The following is a 22,420-nucleotide window of genomic DNA, read 5'->3' as shown; positions in this document are numbered from 1 at the left end:
ATCTTTTAACCATAATAATGATTACAAAGCAACACACCGCAACAAAAAAAAGCTACTTCAATAGCTTAACCAATCAAATATCATTTATGAAATTAATTTAACCTTTATGGACTATGCTTGGCTGCTTGATATATATCAATTTGGTTCAATTCCAAAATAGTCCACCAAAAAAACTTACTGAAGGAGAGTGCACATCGTGGCAAACAACAATTCTTCAAACCAATTATTAGTTCCTGGAGTACAACAAGCTTTAGATCAAATGAAGTACGAGATCGCTAATGAGTTTGGCGTGAACCTTGGAGCAGACACAACTTCTCGTGCCAACGGATCTGTTGGAGGAGAAATTACAAAACGACTTGTTCAAATGGCTGAACAACAATTAGGCGGTATACGATAAGAAGAAAGTTCATATTTAGAACAATTTAATAAAATGGATTAGGGTCCTCTTCCTGGAAGGGGGCCCTTTCGAAATGGATAATTACTTGTCTTAAGCTTTTTTAGCAATGATATTTCCTATAAAATAACCTAATACCATAATACTTGCAATTGCTAACGTAATTGAGAATTGTTCCATGTTGCCCTTCCCCTCCCAACAACTTAAGATAATTACACTTTCAAAATAACACAAAAAATGCCACTAGTTATTATTTTTACACAATACTATTTGTCAAAATTTTGAACTTTCCGTGACCAATATCATATATAAGAGCAATACCACACTGCATAAAAATAAAGAGGATGTCCAAAGGACAACCTCTTTATTTTAAATTTGATTTTACTTCACTTGAACAACCGGAACAGGATGATCCAGAGCTGCAAGAGCTGCATTCGCCTTCTTTAGATTTTTTAAGATGTCGTACGAGAGCCCAGCCTGCATATCCAAAAATAGCTGCACCAATTAATATATTTGCAATCATTTTTTCCGCCTCTTTTCTTATCCTAAGCCAATCAAGGTCCCACCCTGATAAATCAAAAACGACATGATATAAGCTAATATAAGTGCATATCCAATTGAAAATGCAGTCCATTTCTTCGATTCAGTTTCTTTATAAATGGTTGCATCTGTTGCTAAACAAGGTATATAAAGCAAAATAAATACCATAAAACTAATGGCTGCCAAAGGTGTAAATTGGGCTGCCAGCAGACCCTGTAATGAAGCTTCATCCGGAACAAAATAAATGATATTCATTGTGGAGATAATTGCTTCCTTTGCAAGAAATCCTGTCAATAATGATGCCCCTGCCTGCCATGTACCAAAACCAATTGGAAGTAACAGCGGAGCAAAAATTCCGCCGATACTTGCTAAAAAGCTTTGGTCCATTGCCACATTAAGCCCGCCTGGGCCCATATATGATAAGAGCCATATCAAAACGGAACCCGCAAAGATAAATGTTCCTGCTTTACGAATAAAGCCTTTGCCTTTTTCCCAAGTACTTCTCCATAGAGTTTGTCCCTGCGGCATACGACATGGAGGCAGTTCAATCACAAATAGGGTGTTTTCTCCTTTTAAAATTGTTTTTGAGAAAAGCAAAGCTAAACTTAATGCTAATACAATACCAAGAACATATAATCCCAAAACCACTAATGCTTTATTTTTTACAAAGAAAGCACCAACAAACAAGGCATACACCGGTAAACGTGCTGAGCATGACATTAACGGTGTTAACAAAATGGTTAATAATCTTTCCTTTGGTGTCTCAATGGTTCTTGCCGCCATAACGCCCGCCACATTACAGCCAAACCCGATAATCATTGGGATAAATGCTTTTCCATTTAAACCGACCGACTCCATAATTCGGTCCATTACAAGGGCTACCCTTGCCATATATCCAGAGTCTTCCAAGAGCGAGATAAAAAAGAACAAAATAAAAATTTGCGGCACAAACACGAGCACTCCGCCAACACCAGCAACAATTCCTTCAATAATTAAATCATGAATAAATGCAGAAGCACCCAATAAGGATAACAATGAATCAATTCCATCCGTTATTGGTCCTGAGATTAAAGCATCGAGTAGATCAGATAACGGGAAGCCGAGCCAATCAAATGTCAGCATGAACATGAGATACATCAATAATAAAAAGATTGGAATTCCCAAAATACGATTGGTAATAATCCGGTCCACCTTATCTGTTAAATGAACTTTATTCTCGTTGGAGCATACAACTGCTGCCTCCAGAACCGAATCAATGAACTCACTGCGGCGCCGGTAAATGTATTGTTCGACAGAACTGACGTCATAATTCAATTTTAAGTTTACCTCAACCTCGTGAACAAGTTCATTTATTGCATCAAGCTTGATCGATTCTGCTAAGAATGATTTGACATATTGATTACCCTCAAGCAGCTGAAGCATCAGCCATCTATATGAAAGCGCTTTACTTCCTTTGAACAACTTTTCTAATTTATTAACTGCATCGTCAATTTCCTTGCCATAATCAACAAGTAGTAATGGCGAATCGGGAGAATTTTTTGTAATGATCGTATGTGCCAGTTCCTTACATCCCTTTCCAGACCGTGCAATAATTGGGACGACCTGAACTCCCAGTTTAGCGGATAGTTGATTTACATCCACATGAACTCCACGTTGTTTTGCAACATCCATCATATTTAACCCGATTGTAACTAATTGAGAATGATTATCCTTTCTAAAACAAAAATATGAAATTTTATAGAAAAGTAGAAAGTGATAGATGTTACTATTCTAATTTATTGTTATATTTTCCAATAGGAAACTTTTTTCAACTAATTCAATAGACATTCCCCGATGCTACAATGTTTCTGTAGACCCACTCACTTCTTTTTTGCTAATCTTTTAGTAAGATAGGAAATTGCTGGAGGATATTATGAATGGAAACAAACACCCAATTAAAATTAGCAGAAAAAGGTGCTTGGATTAGTATTTTTACATATATTATTCTAGCGGCAGTAAAACTCTATGTCGGCAACATAGGTCAATCAGAAGGTCTGACCGCAGACGGATTAAATAACACTACAGATGTTATTTCATCAATTGCCGTTTTAATAGGTCTGAAAATCTCACAAAAGCCGCCTGATGATGACCATTCTTACGGACACTACCGCGCTGAGTCAATTGCCTCTCTTATAGCTGCCTTTATCATGCTGACCATTGGGTTACAAGTGATGGTTGATGGGATTCGAAATGTCTTTCGTGACCAAACAGTGAAACCGGATTGGCTCTCCGCTTGGACTGCCCTTTTTTGTGCCATCATTATGTATGCAGTATCATTATATAATCTTAATTTGAGTAAAAAAATTAATAGTCCTTCTATTAAGGCAGTTGCATACGATAACCGATCAGATGCATTAGTAAGTATAGGAGCCTTTGTCGGTATAGTCGGCACCCATATTGGAATTGCTTTTCTTGATGTTCTAGCAGCAATCGTAGTCAGTATCATCATCTGCAAAACAGCATGGGAAATATTCCGTGAATCGTCGCATGCTCTAACAGATGGATTTGATACAAACCTTCTATGCCGAATCGAGGATACTATTGTCCATACTGCCGGTGTCAAACAGGTAATTGCCGTTAAAGCAAGGATGCAGGGAAACCAAATACTTGTTGATGCAACGATTTCTGTTGATCCCCATCTAAATGTCATTGAAAGCCATGCAATAACAGAAGAAATTGAAGAACAGCTTAAACACGAGCACCATGTGACAAGATCATTAATACACATTGAACCATATCAATATATTAAATAAGACAGGAAGCTAAACTGGGGAAACTGTTTTTAAAGGAGTTTGGGGATATGTTCAAATTAAAAGTAGATCATGATATTGAACTAAGGTTACTTCAGCTTCAAGATAGTTTACAATTATTCCAACTTGTAGATAATAATCGAGAGCATTTAAGACAATGGCTTCCATGGGTTGACAATATTTACTCATCACTTCAATTCCATACCATCATTCCTTCATGGCTAAAGCAATATGCCGATCATAATGGATTCCATGCAGGAATTCGTTACAAAAAGAAACTAGCAGGGGTCATTAGTCTTCATTCCATTGATTGGTATAATAAACAAACAAGCATCGGCTACTACCTGGGAGAAGGCTTTGAGGGAAAAGGAATTATGACAAAATCAGTTCAAGCTGTTCTCAATTATGTTTTCTTCCATCTTCATCTTCACCGTTTAGAAGTCCGCTGTGGTGAGTTTAATATGAAAAGTCGTGCCATTCCCGAACGACTCGGGTTCAAAAGAGAAGGATTAATACGGGATGGTGAATTTCTTTATGACCACTATCATGACCTGGTTGTATACGGAATCCTTTACAATGAATGGCTGCAACAAAAGGAATATCCGCTAAAAGGATAAAAAAGCTGCATGGCAGCTTTTTTTAATTCCCTTTTATCATTGGAATCGTAATAGTAAAGGTCGTTCCCTGCATTTGAGTTGATTGGACTGAAATATTTCCCCCGTGCTCAGAAATAATTTTCTGGCAAATCATCAAACCAAGCCCATTCCCCGTTGCTTTAGTTGAAAAAAACGGTTTTCCCAAATGATCTAAGTACTCATCAGGAATACCACAGCCCTCATCAATCACAGACACTAGGGCATTATTTTCGTTTTTAGACATGTGAATAGTTATGACTCCTTGATCCATGGCTTCAATGGCATTTTTCAAAATATTTATTAGTACTTGTTTCACTTTATGGATATCACATAGAATCATCAGCTTCTGGTCTTCAATGACACTTTTAATTTGAATGCTTTTTTTTACTGCCTCTGCTTCCAGTAAAAAGATCACTTCTTTTACTATTTGTATTAAATCTTGGACACTCACTTTATGTTTATGTGGTTTTGCAAGAACCAACAGTTCATTCGAAATGATATCAAGTCGGTGAATTTCATCTTCCATTATTTCTAAATACTTTTTATTCGGATATTCATCTGCTTTCATTAGCTGAATAAACCCTTTAATACTCGTTAATGGATTTTTAATTTCATGCGCAATTCCGGCAGCCAATTGTCCGGCAACCTTTAGCTTCTCCGTTTCAACCATCATGTTTTCAGCTTCATTTCTATCTGATGCAACATCTCTTATAAAACAAATAATCCCCTCAGGGATTTCGGGAGCAGAATGACTGATGTGTGTGGTTGTGGATTCTGCCGTAAGATATTTTCCGTCTTTTTTTTTCATTCGATAGGTCAGTTTACTGATTTCTTCTTTTCTTATACTCCATTCGTTCATTACTCTTTGGTTGTCTTCTTGATGCATGATATCACGTATATGGGTTCCGATTAACTCCCGCGACTCGTATCCCAGCACCATTATTACATTTTTGGTTATGTATGTAATGATGCCGTCTAAAGAAAGGTTCATAATGAAATGTGACTGATCATTTACCATATTTTGTCCAGTTTTCTCCTCGACGAAATGGCTTATTTTTCCTACTTCCGGTACTCCCAATCATCACCCCTCCTTAAACATCATGCTTTATTAAATTTTACTGAATATTCCCATAAAAGACAATGATATTTTCTACTATTTTAATAGGAAATATGTCTTAGATATTAGATTGTTTTTATTTAAATTTAAAATATTCATATGACCAATGCTTCCCTCATATAATTACAATAAAACCCTTTTAACCGTAACGTTTGACTGTATAGTTTGGGTTACCGTATAATTAAAAAAATAATAAAATGAACTGAGGTGGTATGATGGGGCAGTTTATCGGATTGGAGAATTAGCAAATTTAGCAAACGTTTCAAAAAGAACAATTGACTATTATACTAGCTTAGGATTGTTACAGGCACAACGTTCTAACAGTAATTACAGAATTTATCCTGAAGAAGCATTGGAAGACCTTAAATTGATTGAAGAATATAAGAAATTGCATCTTCCGCTTCATGAGATTAAGAGAAAGTTAGAATTAAATAAACATATTGAGCTAGAAGACAGGGATGTGGAAAAACAAGTGGAGACTGTTACAAATCAAATCAAACAACTAAAAAATGATCTTTCTGTACTTTTACCTGTTATCAGTAAGTACAAAAAAGATCCAATGTCAAAAAAGTTGAATGAAGAAGGTACGGCTCTGATTGCATCCCTGGTAAGAATAACAAGTTAATACCATTTTTAAAGTTATCAGGAGGTGACTCCTTTCCTGTTTCTAACAGGATAAGGAAATCTATTTGGACATATTAAACTTGGTTATTATAGCCATTTTGATTGCTTTGACAGCATTTTTTGTTACTTCTGAATTTGCTATTGTTAAAGTGAGAAGTTCCAGAATTGATCAGTTAATTGAAGAGGGAAATAAAAACGCCATAGCTGCAAAAAGGATCATAACCAATTTGGATGAATATTTATCAGCCTGCCAATTGGGGATTACGATGACTGCTCTCGGTATTGGTGCCCTTGGTGAACCAACATTCGAACATATCTTGCATCCGCTATTAGCCTTTTTAAACATTCCGGAGTCGTTAACGTCAGTTCTTTCGATCGCCCTAGCCTTTGCGATTATGACCTTTTTGCACGTAGTGGTTGGAGAACTTGCGCCTAAAACAGTTGCCATTCAAAAAGCTGAATGGGTTACATTAGTTACTGCAAAACCACTTATCCTGTTCTACCGTGTAATGTTCCCTTTTATCTGGATCTTAAATGGTTCTGCTCGTTTGATTACAGGTATTTTCGGACTAAAGCGCGTTTCAGAACATGAATTGGCACATTCAGAAGAAGAGCTGCGAATCATCTTGTCAGAAAGCTATAAAAATGGCGAAATCAACCAATCTGAGTTTAAGTATGTAAATAAAATATTTGAATTCGATGATCGGATTGCAAAAGAAATTATGGTTCCTAGAACTGAAATTGTATCCTTATCAAAGGATCAAACGTTAGAGGAATTTTTGTCCATCATACATGTTGAAAAGTTCACACGCTATCCGATTATGGATGGCGATAAAGATCATATAATTGGAATGATTAATTTAAAAGAGTTAATGACAGATATTTTAGAATTTAAGGATTTAAACGCTAAAACACTTGAATCGTATATTCGACCAATTATTAAAGTAATTGAAACAGCTCCGATTCATGATTTACTTGTAAAAATGCAAAAAGAACGTATCCATATGGCAATCTTAATGGATGAATATGGCGGAACATCAGGATTAGTTACCGTTGAAGATATTATTGAAGAGATTGTCGGAGAGATTCGTGATGAATTTGATACGGATGAAATTCCAGAAATCCGAAAACTTGAAGATGATCATTTTATCATCGATTCAAAGGTACTTGTAAGTGAAGTAAATGACTTGCTTGGACTAGATATTGATGACGAAGATATTGATACAATAGGCGGCTGGATTTTAACCGAAAATTATGAAGCCAAACAAGGCGATGTCATCAACTTTGATTCATATGCCTTTAAAATTATCGATATGGAAGATCACCATATCAAATATGTAGAAGTGACAAAAACACAAATTCATGAGGATAATGAACGTCCAACATATGAAGACAGAGAGCTGCATTCCTCTGTACCGTTAACTAAGTCGGAAGCAATATCCTAAAAAGTTAAGAAAAATTCACAATTTTTTCTTTTGCAACGCTTCCTAACTTATTCTAAAAAAACTATTAATGATATATTAATATATAAAAAACCTTCTCTTATTTTTGACAAGAGAAGGTTTTTTTTTGCCTTTCCTCCACTATTTTCGCGTTAAAAGTATAATTGTCAATTATAATGGTCACTTTTGTATCAGATTACCAAATTTGTAAAAATATATCCCCAAAATGTTCACAAAGTCACAATCCCTTTTTGCTATAGTAAAGGTAGAAAATGACAATTATGCCAGGAGGGAAAAAGTAATGGAGGCGCTTATACTCGCTCGTATACAGTTTGCAGCAACAACCGTTTTTCACTTTATTTTCGTGCCATTATCAATTGGTCTTGCGTTTATCATTGCCATCATGCAAACAATGTATCTAGTTAAGAAAAAAGAAGTCTACAAAAAAATGGCGCAATTTTGGGGCAAATTTTTCCTCATTAATTTCGCCGTCGGGATTGTTACAGGAATTATCCAGGAATTCCAATTTGGAATGAACTGGTCCAGCTATTCCCGTTTTATGGGAGACGTATTCGGTGCTCCTTTGGCTATTGAAGCTTTACTTGCATTTTTCATTGAATCAACATTTATTGGATTATGGATTTTCGGATGGGATAAGCTGCCTAAAAAGGTTCACTTAGCTTCCATCTGGCTCGTATCTATTTCAACGATGATTTCAGCCTTTTGGATTCTAACGGCTAACTCATTCATGCAAAACCCTGTCGGCTATGCGATCCAAAACGGCCGTGCCGAAACAACAGATTTCATAGCAGTTATTACAAATCCAAAATTATTGGTTGCATTTCCCCATGTTATCTTTGGAGCTTTAGCAACCGGCGCATTCTTTGTTGTTGGTATCAGTGCATACAACTTCTTGAAAAAACGAGATTTAGAATTTTTTAGACGTTCCATTACAATTGGACTTATTATTGGATTAGTATCCAGCCTTGGTATTGCCTTCAGCGGTCACTCCCAATCCCAATATTTAATGGGTGAACAGCCTATGAAAATGGCTGCAGCAGAAGGATTGTGGGAAGACAGCGGCGATCCAGCGGCATGGACAGTCATAGCTAATATTGATACAGAGAATAAAGAAACAATAATGAGTCTTGAAATCCCTTATGCTTTGAGTTTTCTGGCATATGGTGACTTTAAAGGAAAAGTAGAAGGAATGAATACCCTTCAAGCTGAGTATGAGAAATTATACGGACCAGGAAATTATATTCCACCTGTCAAAACAACTTTCTGGAATTTCAGAATCATGGCAGGTCTTGGTGGTGTACTTGTTCTCTTAAGTTTAATTGGTTTGTATATGAGACGCCGTGGTACGCTGGAAAATAAAACTTGGATGCTGAAACTAATGGTTGCATCTCTATTCTTTCCATTTATTGCAAATACAGCAGGTTGGATTATGTCAGAGATTGGCCGTCAGCCATGGATTGTAAACGGATTAATGAGAACTTCTGATGCTGTATCACCAGCTGTATCTGCCGGCTCAGTATTATTTTCACTGGTAGCCTTTACATTGGTTTATACATTACTGGCCATTGCAATGGTCGTATTATTCATAAGAATCATTAAACAGGGACCACAAGAAAAACAAAAAGATGATATTAAAGACTCAGATCCTTTCAGTGAAGGGGGCATAGCACATGCAACTAAGTGAGATATGGTTCATACTTATCGGAGTTTTATTTGTCGGATTTGTCTTCTTAGAAGGATTTGACTTTGGAGTTGGAATGAGCACAAAATTCCTTGCAAAGAATGAGATTGAAAAACGCGTACTGATTAATACGATTGGACCTTTTTGGGATGCAAACGAAGTTTGGCTGATTACCGGAGGCGGTGCGATGTTTGCTGCGTTCCCGCACTGGTATGCAACATTATTCAGCGGTTATTACCTGCCATTTGTCGTATTACTCTTAGCCTTAATCGCTCGTGGCGTTGCTTTTGAATTCAGAGAAAAAATGAACTCAGCTAAATGGAAAAAAACGTGGGATTGGTCCATTTTCCTTGGAAGTATCCTGCCACCATTTTTATTAGGTGTCTTATTTACAAGCCTCATAAAGGGTGTACCTATCGATCAGGATATGAATATGACTGCCGGATTCTTTGACATTGTTAACGTTTATACAGTTGTTGGCGGAGTTGCCTTTGTATTATTAACCTATATGCATGGCTTAATGTTCATCTCACTAAAAACAACAGACAGCATTAGAGAGCGTTCGCGTGATCAAGCAAAGAAACTATTTCTTGCCTGTGCAGTTGTCATTGTATTATTCGTTGCCCTAACAGGAGTTTATACAAATGCTTTTACTGATAGAGGAGCAGTGCTTATTCCATTATACGCACTTGCGATTGTCCTTTATTTAGCACTCTATCCTTTATTAAAAAACAAGAAAGAAGGCTTCAGTTTTGCAACAACCGGCTTAATCTTAATTCTTGTTATGGCAGCATTCTTTATCGCATTGTTCCCTAATGTGATGATCAGTTCTACAGATATTGCTAATAACCTAACCGTGTATAATGCAGCGTCTGGCGAATACTCCTTGAAACTAATGACGATCATTGCCTTTACAATGGTACCAATTGTTCTTGCCTACACAATTTGGAGCTATTACGTATTCCGCAAACGAGTAACACATAAGGAGCATCTAGAATATTAATGGATAAACATCTTTTCAGTTATAAAGGCAGCAAAACCCATATGGTTTTAGTCGCTATACTGACTATCGGTCAAGGAATTGTGACGATTTTTCAAGCTGTATTTTTAGCCTCTGCAATTACGAAAATGTTTAATGGGACAGCAGCAACAGCTGTCCTTCCCTATTTTTTAGGTTTTGCCGGTACGTTTGTTTTTCGACATCTTATTCAATGGTTAAAAGGAAGACTTTCCTTTCATTTTGCTGAAAGAACTTCCTCTAATATTCAATTCCTACTTATTCGTAAGCTATTTGAATTAGGTCCGCGTGGAATAGGAACAAACGGGTCGGGAAATATGATTACTCTCGCTTTAGAAGGCATCCCTAATTTCCGTACATATTTGGAGCTTTTTATCCCCCGTGCTATTTCAATGTTTTGTATACCCGTCGTCCTGCTTATTTATGTATTTAATGAGGACTTAATTTCAGGTATTGTCCTTACCTTAACCATGCCTATTTTGATTGCCTTTTTAATTTTATTAGGGCTTGTTGCTCAAAAGCATGCAAAAGCACAGTGGAGCAGTTATCAATTACTCTCCCGCCATTTTGTGGACTCGTTACGAGGTCTGTTGACTTTAAAATATTTAGGAAAAAGCAAATCTCATCAAACAGCAATTGAAAGTGTCAGCAATAAATATCGAATTGCCACAAACCGGGCGTTACGAATTGCATTTTTATCCACCTTTTCATTGGACTTCTTTTCAAGTCTTTCAGTTGCAGTTGTTGCAGTCGAACTTGGACTTAGATTGATTGATGGTGTAATGGGATTACAAACTGCCTTAACACTGTTAATTTTAGCACCGGAATACTTTCAGCCGATCCGTGATTTGGGGAATGATTACCATGCTACCATGGATGGGAAAGATACCGGAAAACATATTCATAATCTGTTAGCTGTCAAATCATCCAATGCGCAGCCTATTACTACATCTGTTCCTAAATGGAAAGCGCAAAGTATTCTTACAGTCCACCACTTAAATAAAAAATCAGATGCGGAGAATAAAGTAATCCTCAAGGATGTAAGTTTTCAAGTCAAAGGATATCAAAAGGTTGGTATTATCGGTGCTTCTGGTGCAGGTAAATCAACATTGATTGATTTATTATCTGGATTTACTTCACCAACAAGTGGTTCCATGACAGTGGATCAAACGAGATTGGAGAGTTTCTCTATTCAGGGCTGGCAGGAACAGCTGATTTATATACCGCAGCATCCATATATCTTTTCCGGAACTGTCGCGGAAAATGTCAGCCTCTATGCACCTGATACAGCAAAAGAAAAAATTGAGGAAGCAATTAAAATAACAGGATTGACTGAATTAATTAAACGCCTGCCGAATGGATTGGAAGAAAGAATTGGTCAAGGCGGACGAGTTTTGAGCGGCGGTGAAGAACACAGGATTGCATTGACACGCTCTTTACTACAAGAAAGACCAATCATGTTGTTTGATGAGCCGACTGCCCACTTAGATATTGAAACAGAGCATGAAATTAAGGAAATGATTTTACCGCTATTAGATCATAAACTAGTGTTTTTCGCCACCCACCGTCTACACTGGATGCGTGAAATGGACATCATTTTTGTCATTGAGGACGGACGAATTGCTGAAGCCGGCACACATGATGAATTATACGCAAACAATGGTGCTTATTTTCAACTAATCCAAGCTCAGAGAGGAGGAATGGCTTGAGTGAGGCTCTTTCAATTATATATCTTTCCTTATATAAAACAATTTAGAAAGTCTATCCTGTTAGCAATTCTTTTTGGCGTCTTAACTGTCATCGGTGCTTCCATGCTCACCTTTACTTCTGGTTATTTAATCTCGCGGACAGCACAAAGACCTGAAAATATTTTGCTCGTTTATGTACCTGTTGTATTAGTTCGTACGTTTGGTATATTGCGTGCTGTGACCCATTACATCGAACGTCTAATCGGACATGATGCTGTATTAAAAATTCTTTCGCAAATGCGCGTTAAGCTATACGGACTATTAGAGCCGCAAGCACTATTTATCCGCTCTCGATTTCAAACAGGGGATTTACTTGGGACTTTAGCAGATGATATTGAACATCTGCAGGATGTATATGTTCGAACCATTCTCCCAACCTTTATTGGATTGTTTTTATTTGTTGCAACCATTTTCTCACTAGCATTATTTGATTGGGTTTTTGCCTTATGGATTGCTTTTTGTTTAAGTATTATTATTATCGTTTATCCCCTCTTCTCACTTTATCTGCTAAAAAAACGGCAAATTGAGCAAAAGAAAATTCGCAGCCTTCTTTATCAGACCTTAACAGATGCCATTTTCGGATTGGGGGATTGGATCATCAGTGGGCAGAAGGAGCTTTTTATTAGTAAATTTTCTGCTGACAGTCAGGCTAATAATCGGATTGATAAAAAGCTGCGCCATTGGAATCAAACACGTACCTTTCAATTGCAAATCATTACGGGCTTGATTCTGATCTCTGTAGGGGTTTGGGCTGGTAATCAAGCACAGGCTGGAGAAATTGCACCTACCTATATTGCAGCGTTTACACTGGTGACCCTTCCAATCGTTGAAGGATTAGTGCCAATTTCAAACGCAATAGAACGCATTCCAACCTATCTTGAATCAATGCAGCGGCTTGAGTCAATAAGCAAGTATGTTCCGGAAGATTCCAGCCATGATACAGGAACTGCACCTATTTCTGAATCAGCCCATGTAGATATAAAAAATCTTAATTATCGTTATGAACATGAACATGAGGATGCACTGCAGGGGATTACCCTTTCTATTCCTCATGGGGATAAAATAGCTATTTTGGGAAAAAGCGGGGCAGGAAAGTCAACGTTAATTCAATTATTACTTGGAGCTATTACTCCGTCTGCGGGAACTATTGCAATTAACAAGCACGAGCCAAAATACTACGGCGAGAATATTTTTGAAATGATTAGTGTGTTAAATCAAAAGCCATATTTATTTGCAACCAGTGTCAAGAATAACATTCGCCTGGGGAACCAAATGGCAACCGATGAAGAAATCGAAACCGTGATTAAACAGGTTAAACTTGATGAATACATCCATTCACTTCCAAATGGTTTAGATACACAAATGGAAGAGACCGGGCAACGTTTTTCCGGCGGCGAAAGACAAAGGATTGCATTAGCAAGAATTCTTTTAAAGAATACTCCGATCGTCATTTTAGACGAACCAACAGTCGGGCTGGATCCACAAACAGAGAGGTACTTACTGGCAACCATTTTTTCAGCACTCAAAGATAAAACTGTTATTTGGGTCACCCATCACCTCATTGGGATTGAAAAAATGAACCAGATATTTTTTATTGATAAAGGAACTATTACAATGCATGGCTCACATGAAGAATTATTAAAGATAAATGAGCGCTATCGCAAGCTTTATTTATTAGACCGCGGGCATCTAGAGTAAATAAATTTAATGATAAAAAGGGGCTGATGCGGCAGCCCCTTTTTTATTTAACATTTATGAGATCAAACTAAATAAACAAAATAGCATATAAAAGCTACACATAAGCCGTACATGATTGGATGAATCTCGCGACCTCTTCCAAGAGCAATTTTCGTAATCGGGTAAAGAATAAAACCTAAAGCAATGCCAGTTGCCACACTATATGTAAGTGGCATCATTAAAATCGTAATAAATGCAGGGATTGCGATTTCGATATGATTCCATTCAATTTGCTTTACTTCCATTGACATTAACGCTCCAACAATTGTTGATTTCAAATCACCAATAGAAACAAAGGTTGCCTCATTAGCAACAATCAATCCCCCATTTTTTAATCCGATAAAAGCAATAAAAAAACCGATCCCTGCTACAATGGCATGCTTTAAATCTTTAGGAATAATGTTAATAATTTTTTCCCGTATTTTTAATAAACTTAAAATGATAAATAAAATTCCAGACACAAAAACACCGGTTAAAGCGGTTTGCCATGGAATAATCATACCAATGCAGACGGAAAATGTTAAAAATGAATTCAACCCCATACTAGGAGCAATACCGATGGGATAATTCGCAATAATACCAATCAATAAAGAACCAATAATAGCGGATAATGCAGTTGCCGTAAAAACAGCACCTTTATCCGTTCCTGATTGACTCAAAATGATAGGATTGACTACTAATATGTAGGCCATTGATAAAAAGGTTGTGAACCCGGCTATCGTCTCCTGGCGATAATTTGTTTTTCGACTTACAAACTGAAAATACTCTTTCATGCTGTCTCCTCCATGATGAAAAAAAAATAAGACAAATAAAAAAAAGCCACACATACGATGCGCAGCTGCAGCTGAAATGAAATTTAATCAGATAACGATATCAGAGTAAATTTCCTTGTAGTTTAGTTATTTACGGCAGCTTAGTAGAAACATTCAGACCTTATTTCTGAATATATACAAGGATAAAAAGCGGAAGCGGCTCGTTAGAGGAACATCGACTAAAAACCGCCACGTCCTGTCACGCTGAGCCTGATTGATCAGTAAAATTTCGTCCATTCTAGCAGACACTTTTCTAACCAGTCAATTCTTTAATGTATTCGGGAAATTATAATAAATTTTAATTATCAAATAGAAACATCATGCAAATTAGTAATAAAACCACTCAAGGCTTTCTCCTTATTATTATGTGTAGATTTATGATAAAATATGAATAAATGAAAATAGTAATCGGGACTTTTCACATAATTAAAGGGGGAAAATGGATGGAATCAATACCACAGGATTTACTTGCTGCCGCTAACCATAAAAAGTTAACAGCAGCACAAATTGTAAAAAGAACTTTCTTTATTATTCTCGGGGCTATGTTAATGGGTGTAGGCCTTGAAGAATTTCTCGTCCCCAATCGAATCCTTGACGGCGGAATTGTCGGGATCTCCATTATATTATCTCATTTAACAAGTTGGAAATTAGGAATTTTCATTTTTATCTTAAATATTCCATTTTTCTATATTGGATATAAGCAAATTGGAAAAACCTTCGCTTTATCTACTCTTTTAGGAATCACAATTCTTTCAATCACAACCTCTTTACTTCATAATGTACCTGTTTTCACAGAAGACCTGCTATTAGCGACCGTATTTGGCGGGATTATATTAGGGGCTGGTGTAGGAACCGTTATTCGCTTCGGAGGGTCATTGGACGGTACAGAAATTATGGCCATTCTTCTCAATAAAAAACTACCTTTCTCTGTTGGTGAAGTGGTCATGTTCTTTAATATTTTCATTTTTGGAATTGCAGGCTTTGTATTTGGCTGGGACCGGGCAATGTACTCACTAATTGCTTATTTCATCGCCTATAAGGTAATTGATATTATGATTATCGGATTTGATGAGTCAAAATCTGCTTGGATTATCAGCGACAATCATAAAGTACTCGGAGAAGCTATTTTAGCCCGTTTAGGCCGCGGTGTTACGTATTTAACAGGTGAAGGTGCATACACAGGAGACGACAAAAAAGTCATATTCTGTGTCATCACAAGGTTAGAAGAAGCAAAGTTAAAATCAATCGTAGAAGAAATTGATCCTTCTGCTTTCCTCGCCGTAGCAAACATATCGGAAGTCCGCGGAGGAAGATTCAAAAAGAGGGCAATACACTAAGGATGCGGAGGGGGCTTGCCCAGGGACTCGGGGTCATAAGCCCCCGCAGCTCAACTACACTAAATTAAATCATAGAATAAAAAAAAGCTGAGATTCCTCAGCTTTTTTCTATTCTATCAATATTTTTCTTCACGATGCGTTACCTCTAATACATCAAGTAAGAAGACAAAAATAGGAATACCAATGATTAATCCCCAAACACCAAAGAAATGCTCAGAGAAGATTAACACGATAAAAGTATAAAAAATAGGAAGATCTGTTTTTGAACTCATAAGCTTTGGATTTAAGATATAGGCTTCAATTGCATGGATGATCGCAACGGTGATTAAAATATACACGACCTGAATATAGCCGCCAATCGTATAAGCAATCAGACTAAGCGGAATAAGCGAAATAATAACCCCTGCGACTGGAATCAGCCCAAGGAAGAAAATCATAATAGCCAATCCAAACAATTGCGGGAAATCCATAATAGACAGCGCGATAACCGACAATACACAATTTACAATTGCAATAATAAATTGTGCTTCAATGACCTTACCAAACGTACGGGCAAACTTTCCGCCAAAGAATTCAATTTCATTATAAAAATCAGCCAGCTTGCTGTTCTTAAACTTTCGCGTAAATGTAACCAGCCTAGGCTTTTCTAATAAGAAAAACAAACTTAGAAGCAGAGCGAGAAATACTTGTAATGCCAATTGGCTAAAATTAGTGAAATAACTAATCGCAAATGACAGGCCTTGCTCCAAATATTGAGAAATTTGGTTTTTCTCAAGCAAACTGACTAAATAATTCATAACGGCATTTTCCTGAGGCTGTTTATAAAAAGCGGTAACCTGTTTGATTAATGCGGTTATTTCAACAATAACAATTGGTAAATATTTCACAATTCCATATGATAAAAGTCCAACAATAAGTGTATAGGATACTAATACCGTTACCTTCCGATTAATCGGTATTATTTTTGTAACAAAGCTTACTAAACGATCCATTAAAAAGGAGAAAATAAACGTAAGCAAAATAAAGTTGATCATGCTTTTCATACTGATTAAAATAAGAACGATAAGTACGAAAATAAAAATTCTTTTTAATCCTTTATTTTGTAACAATTTTGTAAGTTCATTCATATTCGATCCCCTTCATATGATGCCTATTATACTACTTACCCGTAAACAATAAGTAAAAGCAATCTTGTTATTTTAATATTAGCTCATTTTTATACGTCCGTATAGCTAAATTCAAGAAACAAAGACATTCCTTTTCAAGCTGATACTCATGGAATAACCAATATGGTATTATGTCATTATGATATAATGAACAGATGGAAGTTATACGGAAAGTATAGTTTCTTACTATATATTCTACTTGAAACAATTTATTAAAGACATAATATTCTTCATCATAATAATGAAAATTACATGAATAATGGCTTTAGATCAATTTCTTATTTTTTAGGAGGTGTATGCCTTACCATTGTAAGGCTTGCTATTGATCACGATTAACTTAATTTTAGTCGCCGTTTTAATCGCTTTAACTGCATTCTTTGTTGCAACTGAATTTGCCATCGTCAAAGTAAGAAGCTCAAGAATTAATCAATTAATTGAGGAAAATAAAGCAGGTGCAAAGGCTGCAAAGCATGTCATTACCCATTTGGATGATTACCTATCTGCCTGCCAACTCGGTATTACCATTACTGCGCTTGGTTTAGGGTGGCTGGGTGAGCCAACTGTTGAGAAAATTCTGCACCCGCTCTTTATCCAAATGGATTTGAATGAATCCTTGGCACATATTTTGTCATTTATCATTGCCTTCAGCTTCATTACATTTATACATGTTGTCGTGGGTGAATTAGCACCGAAAACAGTTGCGATTCAAAAAGCGGAAGAAATTACATTATCCTTTTCCAAACCAATCATTTGGTTTTATAAGATTATGTTCCCAATCATCTGGCTTTTGAATGGTTCTGCAAGATTGCTTACTGGTCTTTTCGGTCTTAAACCAGTTTCTGAAAATGAACTGGCCCACACAGAAGAAGAGCTTCGGATTATTTTATCAGAGAGCTATAAAAGCGGGGAAATTAATAAATCTGAACTTACCTATGTAAACAATATTTTTGAATTTGATAATCGCATTGCCAAGGAAATAATGGTCCCCAGAACTGAAATAGTAGGTATTCCTCTTGAAGCAACAAAAGAGGAAGTGATCGCCATGATAAAAGAGGAAAAGTATACACGTTATCCCGTCATAAAAGGCGATAAAGATAATATTGAAGGAATTGTCAATATTAAAGAGCTGTTAACGGCTTCCATTAATCATTCCTTTGCCGAAACAACCAGCCCGATTATCCCTTTTATCAAACCGGTCATTCGTGTCATTGAAACCATCCCTATTCATGACCTGTTGCTTAAAATGCAAAAAGAACGCTCACATATGGCTATTTTACATGATGAGTACGGTGGAACTGCAGGCCTTGTCACAGTAGAGGATATTATCGAAGAAATTGTCGGCGAAATCCGCGACGAATTTGATACGGATGAAGTAGCTGATATTCAGAAATTGGCTGAACATCATTATATCTTCAGCGGTAAAGTGTTAATGGAGGATGTAAATGACCTGCTGGGAACGGACCTCTTGGAGGAGGATATCGATACATTAGGAGGATGGTTTCTTTCTCAGCAATTTGACGTCCAATTAGGAGATCAAATTTCAGCGGAGGGATATACATTTACCGTGAAAGAAATTGACGGACATCATATTCAATTTATCGAAGTAAAAAAAATACCAGAACTAGAAAAAACGAAACAAGAGGCTGACCCTGAGTAAGAGGTCAGCCTCTTGTTTCATGTAAAAGAGATGATCATTCATACGATAGTGTTAAATAAACTTTCGTTGAATATTTTTACCATCATAAGTGAATAATAAATGCCTTTCCTCGCTTACGGTTTCAAGATGGACGGCCCTTCCCCATAATTGATGAATATAAGGCAGAACCTTTTCTAAGTACCGTAAATCCAGTTCAATCCCCTCGTACCAATGTTTTAAATAAAGTTCACCACTCTTCATATAATCCCCGTCATTGACAGTAATGTATGGAAAGCCTCCATTGACCCGCATATTGACAAGTTGATCACGAACCTGTTCCCATTCTTTCCCGACGATTTTATACTCCTTCCCCTGTTTTTGGAAAAGGTACATATCTTCACGCATAACTAAATCTTTTGTTAAATAATTACGGAGAAAGGAAATATCAGATTCAATTTCACGGACTTCAAAAATTTTCTCCCTGCCTGAACCCGGTACAACCCCTCTTTTCTTCATTTCTTCTGTAGGATTATTGTAACGTTCTTCAATATCTTCATAAATCTTTAACCCTAAATAATATGGATTTATGCCAGTACGTGAAGGCTGAACTACCCCGGCATTTAATTTTGCGAACTCAAGCGCCTCTCCACTTGTTAAATCCATTTCCCTTAATATTCGTTGATGCCAATAAGAAGCCCAGCCCTCATTCATAATTTTCGTTTCAAGCTGCGGCCAGAAATAAAGCATTTCCTCGCGCATCATCGTTAATATATCCCGCTGCCAGTCTGTCAGCTCACGACTGTAGGATTCAATAAACAATAATAAATCTTTTTCAGGTCTTGGCGGGAACTTCCTTTGTTTTTTCGTATCCTCTTTTACAGGCTTAACCTCATCAAGCGACCATAAATCATCATACTGGGTAGGCCTTTTTACTTCTTCCTCAGATTCAATATCCTCTATATCCCATGCAAGCTTCGGCCTCATTAATGATGGGTCAATATGTTCTTCAATAGCAAGTACTGCATCTAAAAACAACTCTACCTCTTGTTTACCATGGAGTATTTCGTATTGCCTGATCCGGTCAGCCGTTGCCGCCATACTTTCGACCATTTCCCTTTTTGTATTTTGGAAACGGACATTATTTTTAAAGAAATCACAGTGCGCTAATACATGGGCAACAATCAGCTTATTTTGAATAAGTGAATTTGAATCAAGCAAAAAGGCATAACAAGGATCTGAATTAATCACCAGCTCATAAATTTTGGATAAACCGAGATCATAATGGAGCTTCATTTTATGAAATTGCTTTCCAAAGCTCCAGTGCGAAAAGCGTGTCGGCATACCGTAAGCTCCGAAAGTATAAATGATATCTGCTGGACATATTTCATAGCGCATCGGATAGAAATCAAGCCCAAATCCCGATGCAATCTCTGTAATTTCACCGATTGCATATTCAAGCTCTTTCCTTTCTGCTTCGTTCATCCCACTCTCTCCCTTCATACTTCCATATCACAATGTATGAGGTAAAAAGCTGAAAGATGAGTATTTGTACCAAGCAATTATGTTTTACAGCCTTATTTTCGGTGAAGTCCAACATTTACACTGTAATATTTTCTCCTTCCTTCATACACTAATATCAACTCCTTAAAAAAAAGGAGGAGGAGAGGATATGATGACTATGGATTATGACCGAGCATTATATTATACACACCGCTCGGAATGGGATAACTTGCTAATCCTTATGGTAAGAACATCCGACAACTTTTTGGCAAAGAAAATTGAGCATTTTCTCCATGCCTATAATTTTGAAAAAGATTATTCCATTATCGAAAAACATTTATATTCTTTACTTAGATATATTGATCATGCACTTGAAATACATGATCGTGATATAACAGATGGAACACTATACATGCTAAAATGAGCTCCTCACTTATAACAAAAGAAACACGGATTCTCAATGAATCCGTGTTTCTTTTGTTATTTTGACAGGTCAGCTATTTTTTGGTCAACCAGCTTCATAAATTGTTTTTCGATATTCGCGAGCTTTTGTTTACTTGCGTCTAAACTTGAATCATGGACACTAAAGTAGAATTTCACTTTTGGCTCTGTTCCTGACGGTCTTAAGCAGATCCAAGTCCCATCTTCAAAATAATATTTAATGACATTTGATTTTGGAAGGGCAATAACCTTTTCGCTACCATCTGCCTCGATTCGCGTTCCCGTTAAATAATCCTCCACCGCAGATACTTTTAAACCGTCTAACACTCGAAGCGGATTGGAACGAAATGAAGCAAGTGTTTTTTGAATTAATTCAGCCCCATCCTTCCCTTTTAATGTTAAAGAACGAAGACCTTCCTGGAAAAAGCCGTATTGATTAAAAATAGCCATAAGTGCATCATACAAACTCATTCCTTGCTTTTTATAAAAAGCACTGACTTCCGTCGCCAAGAGTGCTGCTTGAACGGCATCTTTATCACGGACAAAATCACCAATTAAATAGCCGTAGCTTTCCTCGTAGCCAAACAAAAATTTATACTCACCAGATGTTTCATATTCTTTTATCTTTTCACCGATAAACTTAAAGCCGGTCAGTACATCAAGAGTAGTTACATTAAAGGATTCAGCAATTTTTCTTCCTAGTTCACTTGTGACAATCGTTTTGACCATGACACCGTTTTTTGGCAACGTACTCTTTTTCTTCTTTTCAGACAGGATATAGTGTAAAAGGATTGCACCTGTTTGATTTCCAGTCAGAACAACATATTCATCCTTCTCATTTTTTACAGCAATCCCTAAACGGTCTGCATCCGGATCTGTGGCTATCAAAAGATCTGCACCAATCCGGTTTCCTTCCTCAATCGCTAATGTAAAGGCTGCATGCTCCTCAGGATTTGGGCTTTTAACAGTTGAAAATTCCGGGTCAGGTAATTCCTGTTCCTTCACGACCGTGACATGTTGATATTTTAATGCCTTTAAGCCGTTTCGAACAGGGATATTTCCTGTACCATGGAGCGGGGTAAATACCACCTTCACATCAACTTCATCTGAAATGTTAGGGTTTTCGGAAATGGTCATTAGCTTTTCAATGTATGCTTGATCGATTTCTTGACCAACCATCGTGATTAGCCCCTTATCCATTAATACCTTTTGGTCCTCTACATCAATTAACAATTCATTTTCAATCTCATTAATTTTCTCAATGATCACATCCGCACCTTCTGGTGGCAGCTGCCCGCCATCAGACCCGTAAACCTTATATCCATTATATTCAGGCGGATTATGGCTTGCAGTAATGACAATACCAGAAAAAGCATGGAGGTGGCGGACAGCAAATGATAGCTCTGGTGTTGGCCGTAACGCATCAAATACATAGGTATGAATGTCCTTTGATGCTAATGTTTTAGCAGCCTCCATGGCAAATTCAGGCGAAAAGTGCCTTGAATCATAAGCAATAACAACCCCTCTTTTTTTGGCTTCCATCCCATTTGCCCCAATATATGCCGCTAGACCTGCAGAAGCCTTACGAACCGTATAGAGGTTCATGCGATTCGTGCCGGCGCCAATCTCTCCTCTCATTCCGCCTGTTCCAAATTCTAAATCTTTATAAAATGCCTCTTCAAGGCTTTTATCGTCATGTTTAATCTTCTCCAACTGTTCTTTTACAACTTTATCTAATCCCTCGTATTGAATCCATCTTTCAGCTTTTTGCTTCCAACTCAT

18 protein-coding genes, 1 pseudogene and 1 riboswitch are annotated in these 22,420 nt (G+C 37.0%); of the genes and pseudogenes, 12 read left to right on the top strand and 7 right to left on the bottom strand.

What is annotated here, in order from left to right; all coding sequences use genetic code 11:
- Positions 1–196 precede the first annotated feature (196 nt).
- Positions 197–397, top strand: coding sequence for an alpha/beta-type small acid-soluble spore protein (locus R4Z09_RS05380; protein WP_338451316.1), 201 nt, complete (start codon positions 197–199; stop codon positions 395–397).
- Between the two features lie 361 nt (positions 398–758).
- Here the strand turns inward: R4Z09_RS05380 and R4Z09_RS05375 are convergent, their stop codons facing one another.
- On the bottom strand, positions 759–917 hold the full coding sequence (locus tag R4Z09_RS05375; protein ID WP_338451315.1) for a FeoB-associated Cys-rich membrane protein: 159 nt from the start codon (positions 915–917) through the stop codon (positions 759–761).
- A gap of 17 nt (positions 918–934) precedes the next feature.
- Positions 935–2,620 (bottom strand): annotated as a pseudogene (gene feoB, locus R4Z09_RS05370) (ferrous iron transport protein B); the annotation flags it as partial.
- Between the two features lie 230 nt (positions 2,621–2,850).
- On the opposite strand from feoB, the gene R4Z09_RS05365 reads away from it, so the two are divergent.
- Together R4Z09_RS05365 and R4Z09_RS05360 are read left to right on the top strand one after the other, a co-directional pair.
- Positions 2,851–3,726, top strand: a complete 876-nt coding sequence (locus R4Z09_RS05365) for a cation diffusion facilitator family transporter (protein WP_338451314.1) — start codon at positions 2,851–2,853, stop codon at positions 3,724–3,726.
- Positions 3,727–3,773: 47 nt separating this feature from the next.
- On the top strand, positions 3,774–4,340 hold the full coding sequence (locus R4Z09_RS05360) for a GNAT family protein (RefSeq protein ID WP_338451313.1): 567 nt from the start codon (positions 3,774–3,776) through the stop codon (positions 4,338–4,340).
- Between the two features lie 22 nt (positions 4,341–4,362).
- Here the strand turns inward: R4Z09_RS05360 and R4Z09_RS05355 are convergent, their stop codons facing one another.
- On the bottom strand, positions 4,363–5,436 hold the full coding sequence (locus R4Z09_RS05355) for an ATP-binding protein (RefSeq protein WP_338451312.1): 1,074 nt from the start codon (positions 5,434–5,436) through the stop codon (positions 4,363–4,365).
- 241 nt (positions 5,437–5,677) lie between these two features.
- Between R4Z09_RS05355 and R4Z09_RS05350 the strand changes: the two genes are divergently transcribed.
- The 6 genes from R4Z09_RS05350 to cydC all read left to right on the top strand — a co-directional run bounded on the left by R4Z09_RS05350 (position 5,678) and on the right by cydC (position 13,707).
- A complete protein-coding gene (locus tag R4Z09_RS05350) occupies positions 5,678–6,100 on the top strand; it encodes a MerR family transcriptional regulator (RefSeq protein WP_338453205.1) in 423 nt (140 codons plus the stop codon).
- Positions 6,101–6,164: 64 nt separating this feature from the next.
- A complete protein-coding gene (locus R4Z09_RS05345; RefSeq protein WP_338451311.1) occupies positions 6,165–7,544 on the top strand; it encodes a hemolysin family protein in 1,380 nt (459 codons plus the stop codon).
- Between the two features lie 298 nt (positions 7,545–7,842).
- Positions 7,843–9,246 (top strand): cytochrome ubiquinol oxidase subunit I, encoded by a 1,404-nt coding sequence (locus R4Z09_RS05340; protein ID WP_338451310.1) that lies wholly within the window; start codon positions 7,843–7,845, stop codon positions 9,244–9,246.
- Positions 9,233–10,246: a cytochrome d ubiquinol oxidase subunit II gene (gene cydB, locus R4Z09_RS05335; protein WP_338451309.1), complete on the top strand. Its 1,014-nt coding sequence runs from the start codon at positions 9,233–9,235 to the stop codon at positions 10,244–10,246. Before R4Z09_RS05340 ends, cydB begins: the two co-directional genes overlap by 14 nt.
- Entirely contained in the window at positions 10,246–11,970 is a 1,725-nt protein-coding gene (gene cydD / locus R4Z09_RS05330; protein ID WP_338451308.1) for a thiol reductant ABC exporter subunit CydD, read from the top strand. The genes cydB and cydD overlap by 1 nt, the downstream gene beginning before the upstream one ends.
- Entirely contained in the window at positions 11,971–13,707 is a 1,737-nt protein-coding gene (gene cydC, locus R4Z09_RS05325) for a thiol reductant ABC exporter subunit CydC (RefSeq protein ID WP_338451307.1), read from the top strand.
- A gap of 62 nt (positions 13,708–13,769) precedes the next feature.
- On the opposite strand, the gene R4Z09_RS05320 is transcribed toward cydC, so the two are convergent.
- Positions 13,770–14,519: an NCS2 family permease gene (locus R4Z09_RS05320; protein ID WP_338451306.1), complete on the bottom strand. Its 750-nt coding sequence runs from the start codon at positions 14,517–14,519 to the stop codon at positions 13,770–13,772.
- A gap of 98 nt (positions 14,520–14,617) precedes the next feature.
- Positions 14,618–14,719: riboswitch (purine riboswitch) on the bottom strand.
- Between the two features lie 282 nt (positions 14,720–15,001).
- On the opposite strand from R4Z09_RS05320, the gene R4Z09_RS05315 reads away from it, so the two are divergent.
- Positions 15,002–15,895, top strand: coding sequence for a YitT family protein (locus R4Z09_RS05315; protein WP_338451305.1), 894 nt, complete (start codon positions 15,002–15,004; stop codon positions 15,893–15,895).
- Between the two features lie 116 nt (positions 15,896–16,011).
- On the opposite strand, the gene R4Z09_RS05310 is transcribed toward R4Z09_RS05315, so the two are convergent.
- The gene (locus tag R4Z09_RS05310; RefSeq protein WP_338451304.1) at positions 16,012–17,022 is read right to left on the bottom strand and encodes an AI-2E family transporter; all 1,011 of its coding nucleotides are present in this window, start codon (positions 17,020–17,022) and stop codon (positions 16,012–16,014) included.
- A 361-nt stretch (positions 17,023–17,383) separates the two neighbouring features.
- On the opposite strand from R4Z09_RS05310, the gene R4Z09_RS05305 reads away from it, so the two are divergent.
- Positions 17,384–18,718 carry a hemolysin family protein gene (locus R4Z09_RS05305; RefSeq protein WP_338451303.1) on the top strand — a complete coding sequence of 445 codons (1,335 nt, stop codon included), beginning with the start codon at positions 17,384–17,386 and terminating at the stop codon, positions 18,716–18,718.
- Positions 18,719–18,769: 51 nt separating this feature from the next.
- Here R4Z09_RS05305 and R4Z09_RS05300 read toward each other — a convergent pair whose 3' ends face one another.
- Positions 18,770–20,179, bottom strand: a complete 1,410-nt coding sequence (locus R4Z09_RS05300; protein ID WP_338451302.1) for a SpoVR family protein — start codon at positions 20,177–20,179, stop codon at positions 18,770–18,772.
- Positions 20,180–20,366: 187 nt separating this feature from the next.
- Here R4Z09_RS05300 and R4Z09_RS05295 point away from each other — a divergent pair, with 187 nt between their 5' ends.
- A complete protein-coding gene (locus tag R4Z09_RS05295; RefSeq protein WP_338451301.1) occupies positions 20,367–20,621 on the top strand; it encodes a YhdB family protein in 255 nt (84 codons plus the stop codon).
- A 56-nt stretch (positions 20,622–20,677) separates the two neighbouring features.
- On the opposite strand, the gene R4Z09_RS05290 is transcribed toward R4Z09_RS05295, so the two are convergent.
- Positions 20,678–22,420, bottom strand: a complete 1,743-nt coding sequence (locus R4Z09_RS05290) for a phospho-sugar mutase (protein WP_338451300.1) — start codon at positions 22,418–22,420, stop codon at positions 20,678–20,680.

Origin of the sequence: Niallia oryzisoli, assembly GCF_036670025.1 — a bacterium.
Classification (GTDB): Bacteria; Bacillota; Bacilli; order Bacillales; family Cytobacillaceae; genus Bacillus_BD; species Bacillus_BD oryzisoli.
Note: the sequence above shows the minus strand (reverse complement) of the source record. Positions and strands in the feature narration are given on the sequence as shown.

Excerpts from the sequence above, each read along its gene's own strand:
- R4Z09_RS05300 (WP_338451302.1), bottom strand. The coding sequence starts at position 20,179 with ATGAACGAAGCAGAAAGGAAAGAGCTTGAATATGCAATCGGTGAAATT.
- R4Z09_RS05310 (WP_338451304.1), bottom strand. The coding sequence starts at position 17,022 with ATGAATGAACTTACAAAATTGTTACAAAATAAAGGATTAAAAAGAATT.
- R4Z09_RS05340 (WP_338451310.1), top strand. The coding sequence starts at position 7,843 with ATGGAGGCGCTTATACTCGCTCGTATACAGTTTGCAGCAACAACCGTT.
- R4Z09_RS05295 (WP_338451301.1), top strand. The coding sequence starts at position 20,367 with ATGATGACTATGGATTATGACCGAGCATTATATTATACACACCGCTCG.
- R4Z09_RS05290 (WP_338451300.1), bottom strand. The coding sequence starts at position 22,420 with ATGAGTTGGAAGCAAAAAGCTGAAAGATGGATTCAATACGAGGGATTA.
- R4Z09_RS05315 (WP_338451305.1), top strand. The coding sequence starts at position 15,002 with ATGGAATCAATACCACAGGATTTACTTGCTGCCGCTAACCATAAAAAG.
- R4Z09_RS05375 (WP_338451315.1), bottom strand. The coding sequence starts at position 917 with ATGATTGCAAATATATTAATTGGTGCAGCTATTTTTGGATATGCAGGC.
- cydD (WP_338451308.1), top strand. The coding sequence starts at position 10,246 with ATGGATAAACATCTTTTCAGTTATAAAGGCAGCAAAACCCATATGGTT.
- R4Z09_RS05365 (WP_338451314.1), top strand. The coding sequence starts at position 2,851 with ATGGAAACAAACACCCAATTAAAATTAGCAGAAAAAGGTGCTTGGATT.
- cydB (WP_338451309.1), top strand. The coding sequence starts at position 9,233 with ATGCAACTAAGTGAGATATGGTTCATACTTATCGGAGTTTTATTTGTC.
- R4Z09_RS05360 (WP_338451313.1), top strand. The coding sequence starts at position 3,774 with ATGTTCAAATTAAAAGTAGATCATGATATTGAACTAAGGTTACTTCAG.
- R4Z09_RS05320 (WP_338451306.1), bottom strand. The coding sequence starts at position 14,519 with ATGAAAGAGTATTTTCAGTTTGTAAGTCGAAAAACAAATTATCGCCAG.